The following is a 4580-nucleotide window of genomic DNA, read 5'->3' on the forward strand; positions in this document are numbered from 1 at the left end:
CTTGAATCGCTCACTGACGGGCAATTCACTGTATTGGAAAGAATTCATTCATGATTAAATGGCTGCGTTTCATTATCATCATAGCAATTATAGGCCTATTGGCCTTGGCTTATATCAATTATAAGCCTTCGGAAAGCGGCGATTCGGTCGCCGATCGCATTCATTCACAGTTGCAAGAGTTGCAAAGCCAAATCGCGGATAAAATTCCAACCTTAGCCGATGACGCAAAGCGGCTGATGGAAGATATAAAAACGAAACTCTCTCAAAAGAAAGAAGCGGAACGCCAACTCGGCGCCGCCAATATAGAATCCGTCTCCAAGGAAAAATCCCCCGCCGAAACCAAAGAAGACGCCCAGCTATCCGAACGCATGAAAGAGATGATCGAGAAATTAAAACAAGTGGACGCCAAGGAAATGGCGGGAAATATGCAGGAACTTTACGAGAATTGGAAAAAACTATCCGCCGCGAAAGACGACGCCGCCCCGGAGGAAAAACCATGATAACCATCTCGCATCAAACCATGCAATGGCTGGAAGAAGCGGTGCGCCGCGAAATCGAAGGTTCGCGCATAACGTCCCAAAACGGAACCGTTCTCTACACGCCGGACGGCGTCGGCAATTACGGCGCTTTGTGGACGCGGGATTTTTATTACATGGCGGCGCTCTTCGACCTCTTCCCGCCGCAAAACCTGCGGGCGGCGATTCAATACCTGCTTGAAGGCCAACGCGCCGACGGCATTGTTCCCGACCGGCGGCAAGCCGATGGCGTCAGCGTCTACGAAGCGGGGGGCTGGAACCATCCCGTAGCCTTGCCCCCGCTGGACAATTCCGCCTTTCTCGTTTCGCTCGTCTATGAATACGTTATCCATACGCAAGACGACGCCTTTCTGCAGACGGCGCTAACGCCGCTGCGCTGGGCAATGGACGCCAACCCGCGCGGCTCTCACGGCCTCGTCTGGAACGATCCCCAATCGCCTCATTCGCCCTACGGCTTCACCGATACGGTAGGCAAAACCGGCGAGTTGCTTTTCTGTTCGCTTTTGGATTGGAAAGCGTCCAAAGAACTCATTGCGCTTAGCCGCCGATTTCAACGTGAAGATATGGCGAATCTCTTCGATAAAAGAAGCAAGGAAATCGAAGAAGGGATATCTATCTTGATCGATTCCCATTCCGGCCTCTTCCTGGCCGCTTCCGCCGATTGCCGCCAAATCGATATTTGGGGCAACGCCTTCGCCTACGCCATCGGCTTTCCCCTCTCCCCGGATCGAAAAAAACAAATCGTAGAGTTATTCGTCAAACGGCGGGACGATATCGTCGAGAGGGGACAAATCCGCCATCTGCTCAAAGGGGAATACTGGCAGAGGATGTTGGTTCCCATCAAGCAGGGAGAATACCAAAACGGCGGCTATTGGGCCACACCGTCGGGATGGGTGATGCAAACGCTGGCGCAGGACGAACCGGAAGCGGCGCAAAGCCTCCTCAACGATCTGATCGCCGATTTCAAAGAGCGGGGAATTCACGAATGGATCAACGGCGAGCGCGTCCAATTGCCGCACTACGTCGCATCGATCACGAATACGCTGAAAGCCGTCCACGACTTGCGGGCGGAGAATCTGCTGAATGTTTCAGATTGATTCCTATCCGTTTTTAATTGGGGATGGCATGAATGTAAATTTTTTTATAGCCGAATAGGCTCTTTCTAAACTAATAGAATGATGAACGGCATTATCAATATTCCATCTTTTTTCCACGAAGCCAATCATAGCCCCATTATAGTCAGGTCCTTGTTTTCTGGCGCTGCCATGCGGAGGAACAATAGCTTCGCGGAGGTCTTTTTTCCGCGATTTCTTTGCAAGATTGATTAATGTCTGCTTTGGGTCAGTAATCTCTTCTACATTTCTTGGAATCAACGATGGCGAAATATGAAAATAGTCGGCGATTCCTTCACCGTCTGCGAGCAGCCACGCTTCCACTTCGCGAACGGCGACGCGAAACAGCAAATTGGGATGCGCCGCCCTTATAAGCCATTCTTGAATCAGCGCAGGTGGGCATTCGGCTCGATCAAGATCGGCAAGGACAAGATAAGGAATGATTTTCGCGGCATGGTTGTAAGCGGATATATGCTTTTTTAAATAATTGACGCCTTGCTTTCCATAACATACATTGACCAGAAAATCCCGATTAGAATAATCGAGGATGCGCCGCAGCGCCGCTTCGCTTAAATCGTCTTCCACAGCCAGCCTGATAACGATAGGAGTCATGCGCTGAAGGACTCCAATTGCCTTACCGTTCCCGGTTCCGTTCGCGGAAGCACGGCTTCGGCTATGGGCATACCGGCTTCCAATAAAAGACGCACTTCTTCAATAGAGGATGAAATTTCCGCTCTGGTTCCCTCTTTGTCGGGAGTCAGTAAGATTACCTCTTCGCCGCCGATGCCTTTATCCAACAATAAATCAGCGCTATGCGTGCTAATCAAAACCTGTCTTTTTTTCTGTTTTTGCAATCGATGGATCAATGAGGGAATTTTTCGAATAATGGACGCATTGAGCGATAATTCCGGCTCTTCAAGAAGCAACAGCGAATCGCCTTCAAGAATCGACCAAAAAAAGCCTAGTAAACGCAGCGTACCGTCGGAAAATTGATCTTCCCGCTGCTTGGCGCCTTTGGCTCGCCAATGTTCATAAACCGCTTCGAAATGAGGAATTCCCATTTTATCGTTATCGATCTTGAGTTCCTTCAGTTGAGGTACGGCGAGACGCAAAGCTTGCTCGATCTTTTTAAACCGCGATTTTCGAGTTTTCTCGGAAGTGCGCATGATCCGATCCAAAAAATTCCGGCCAAAGGGATCGCCTTCGATTCCCGGCCCCGTGAAGGCGTTGGGATGGCGAAGCAATTGAGGTACCAAATGCAGATAAGTAAACGATTCGAAGAAATCAGCGATGGGCCGGAATTCTACATTGGCGTTGATCTGTTCCAGGTGAGTTTGGATCAGACGTTTTTTATCTTCTTTATCTTTTTTGTCTGGACGTCTTGCTATTTCATCACCGTTTTTCCAAACGATTTCTTCCGCTATAAAGGGTTGTCGATTGCCTCTCACTTCTTGTTTAATAGCAATTTTATATTTCCAAGTTTCTGAAGATTCGGAAAGATGGATTTCCATCTCGACGATTGGATCGCGTCTAGCCGCCAAGCAGCGGATTTTGGATAATCCGCCGCGAAGATCGATGGCATTCTGAAGCCCGCCGCCCTTTTGACGGGCAATGTCGCGCAAAAAGCGGAAAGCATCCAATAAGTTCGATTTGCCGGAGGCGTTGGGACCGACAATGAACATCCGCTCCTGGAGTTCAATATCGATCGATTGAAAATTACGCCAATTCTTCAGAATTAGACGCTTGGCAATCATTCCTACGTCTCCCACGCTTTTAGGCTTTCTCTTCTACGTTCATCTCTAATGATAACAGCCATACTTATGGAATCGCTAGTATAGCGTTATTCATTTACATCCCGCTTCACGGCGCTGTTTTCCGGCGGCAATGGGCCGATATAGCTCCGGCTGACAACCGCTTCGTCGAACCAAACGCGGTTGAGGCGTTCGCTGTGATGGACGTAGAGCATCAGCCAAAAATCGTTGATCTTCAACTTCTCGTCCGTACGCCAACGGATGCCTTTGAATTCCCCCTTAAGTTCGCCGTCGATCCATAAGGCTTCTTCGCCGTCGGCGGCGCCCGGCGTATTGGCTTTGACCATCATTTCCATGCAATACCAACGTCCGCGTTCGAGGACGACTTTCTTTTCCGGACGCTTCATTTCGCCCCAATATTGGTTCATCTTGGGATCGATGGGCATATCCATGTGATAGGTGTACATCATCATCTCGCCCGGCGGGGGATACTCGCCCCACGAGCGCCACGGCTCCAGACCGGTCGTGAAGAAATCGCCGCCGGATGGTTTTTTACCCGCTTGGCCATAAGCAGACCATTTGTTGTCGAGGCGGTTCGCCAGCAGATGAACGAAGTGCATGTGGTTGCCCTGATCGAAATCATCGGCGAATTTGCAATACCAGCGGGCGTAGACGCGGTCGAAGCCGGGCATAAACCATTTATTCAACTTCGCGCCCTCGCCGTCGCCGATCCGCGCCGTCATTTCCACAGCGCAACGCCCGCGAAAAACGTTTTGGGGATCGCTGACGATTTTGAGCCGGGAAGGATCTTTCTTGACCGACTCCGCATCCCATCGATCCAGATGGCCGCTTTCGAAATCGTCGGAAAATATTAGATCGGTCTTTATTGCGGCTTCTTCGCTCCAACAGGAAATCCCTATCGCCGCCGCAAGGAAAAATCCCCAAACAAAATATTTTAATTCATGAATACGATGGTTCGATATCATATTTTTTCCCCTTGCCTGCTTTTTCGTCCTAAACGTTCGCTATAGAGTATAGATAATGTTCGTATTACGAGTTATAACCTAAAGGTGTGGATTGGAAAGAAAAAGCAGCGTACCCTTTCCTTAAGCGAAGAAGGCTGAAAAGCCCAAAAGAAAGGATACGCGCTTATGTTCAAGTTTACTCAGGAAGAAGGATTC

The 4580-nt window shown here is 49.6% G+C and carries 5 protein-coding genes; 2 read left to right on the forward strand and 3 right to left on the reverse strand.

Annotated features, from left to right (window positions below):
• Positions 1–50: 50 nt before the first annotated feature.
• Positions 51–500, forward strand: coding sequence for a hypothetical protein (locus tag AB1656_06205; protein ID MEW6234961.1), 450 nt, complete (start codon positions 51–53; stop codon positions 498–500).
• Positions 497–1633, forward strand: a complete 1137-nt coding sequence (locus AB1656_06210; protein MEW6234962.1) for a hypothetical protein — start codon at positions 497–499, stop codon at positions 1631–1633. The genes AB1656_06205 and AB1656_06210 overlap by 4 nt, the downstream gene beginning before the upstream one ends.
• Positions 1634–1636: 3 nt before the next feature.
• On the opposite strand, the gene AB1656_06215 is transcribed toward AB1656_06210, so the two are convergent.
• The 3 genes from AB1656_06215 to AB1656_06225 all read right to left on the reverse strand — a co-directional run bounded on the left by AB1656_06215 (position 1637) and on the right by AB1656_06225 (position 4385).
• Complete coding sequence (locus AB1656_06215) at positions 1637–2260, reverse strand: hypothetical protein (protein MEW6234963.1); 624 nt, start codon at positions 2258–2260, stop codon at positions 1637–1639.
• Positions 2257–3402 (reverse strand): AAA family ATPase, encoded by a 1146-nt coding sequence (locus AB1656_06220; GenBank protein ID MEW6234964.1) that lies wholly within the window; start codon positions 3400–3402, stop codon positions 2257–2259. Before AB1656_06220 ends, AB1656_06215 begins: the two co-directional genes overlap by 4 nt.
• An 86-nt stretch (positions 3403–3488) precedes the next feature.
• Positions 3489–4385, reverse strand: a complete 897-nt coding sequence (locus AB1656_06225) for a hypothetical protein (GenBank protein ID MEW6234965.1) — start codon at positions 4383–4385, stop codon at positions 3489–3491.
• Between the last annotated feature and the right edge of the window lie 195 nt (positions 4386–4580).

The sequence above is a fragment of the Candidatus Omnitrophota bacterium genome (assembly GCA_040755155.1).
In the GTDB taxonomy this organism is placed as follows: Bacteria; Hinthialibacterota; Hinthialibacteria; order Hinthialibacterales; family Hinthialibacteraceae; genus JBFMBP01.